This window comes from Citrobacter freundii complex sp. 2024EL-00216 (assembly GCF_043945515.1).
Classification (GTDB): Bacteria; Pseudomonadota; Gammaproteobacteria; order Enterobacterales; family Enterobacteriaceae; genus Citrobacter; species Citrobacter portucalensis.
In genome coordinates this window covers 1-1,115 of sequence record NZ_JBIMRA010000068.1, presented here as the reverse complement: position 1 = coordinate 1,115, position 1,115 = coordinate 1, and the positions used below count along the sequence as shown (strand labels likewise).

Sequence of the window (1,115 nt, the reverse complement as noted above, 5' to 3'; positions counted from 1 at the left end):
GGGGTCTGAGGGCCAATGGAACGAAAACGTACGCTAAGGAAATAACCAATTGTTATAATTGATATTATTCATTCTTCTCTATGAACTGAAAGCCCGCACTAAGCAATGTTTTAGCCTCAAATGACTTTTTTACCTACCCAACTAACGTAACGATCGCACATCAGGTCGTTTTTCAACCGCATAGTGACACCTGCACTCACATGCGAGAAAACACATATGATTTTGACTTCTTGTTTTGGTGGAGAGACAATACCCATTCATAGCAGGAGTACATAATGCCAGAAATTGCATCCCTACAACTTTTCAAAATACTATCTGATGAAACCCGCCTGGGTATCGTGCTACTGCTCAGGGAGATGGGGGAGCTGTGCGTATGCGATCTCTGCACAGCGCTGGAACAATCACAACCCAAGACCTCCCGCCATCTGGCGATGCTTCGGGAAAGTGGCCTGTTGCTGGATCGCAAGCAGGGGAAATGGGTTCATTATCGCTTATCCCCGCATATTCCTTCCTGGGCTGCCCTGGTGATTGAGCAGGCCTGGTTAAGTCAACAGGACGACGTACAGGCCATCGCCCGTAAGCTGGCATCGGCCAACTGCTCTGGCAGCGGTAAGGCTGTTTGTATCTAAAAATTTTGCCTGTACATATATGTTTTTACGAATATGAGGTGTTAAAGATGAAAATGTTAACGGTGTTTGATCCGGCGATGTGCTGCAGTACCGGCGTTTGTGGTTCAGATGTCGATCAGGTTTTGGTCAATTTTTCTGCTGATGTGCAATGGCTGAAAGGGCGTGGGGTTCAGATCGAACGTTATAACCTGGCGCAGCAGCCTATGAGCTTCGTTGAGAACGAAAAAGCGAAAGCATTCCTTGAGGCTTCTGGAGCTGAAGGGCTTCCGCTGCTGTTGCTTGATGGTGAAACGGTGATGGCCGGGCGATACCCAAAACGCGCTGAACTGGCTCGCTGGTTTGGTATACCGCTGGAAAAGGTGGGTTTAGCTTCCACCAGTTGCTGTGGTGGTAAAACTTCCTGTTGTTGAGTATGTCAGGAGGACATATGAAATTCTTAGAGAATATCCCGTCTTACCTGTTTTTCACCGGTAAGGGAGGTGTAGG

At 47.7% G+C, this 1,115-nt stretch carries 2 protein-coding genes; both read left to right on the top strand.

The genetic code is table 11. The annotated features are described in order from the left end of the window. Window positions 1-275 precede the first annotated feature (275 nt). Window positions 276-629, top strand: a complete 354-nt coding sequence (gene arsR / locus ACHHZ7_RS25425) for an As(III)-sensing metalloregulatory transcriptional repressor ArsR (RefSeq protein WP_001114073.1) — start codon at window positions 276-278, stop codon at window positions 627-629. Between the two features lie 47 nt (window positions 630-676). Further along, on the top strand, window positions 677-1,039 hold the full coding sequence (arsD, locus tag ACHHZ7_RS25420; RefSeq protein WP_000783215.1) for an arsenite efflux transporter metallochaperone ArsD: 363 nt from the start codon (window positions 677-679) through the stop codon (window positions 1,037-1,039). The last annotated feature ends 76 nt before the right edge of the window (window positions 1,040-1,115 follow it).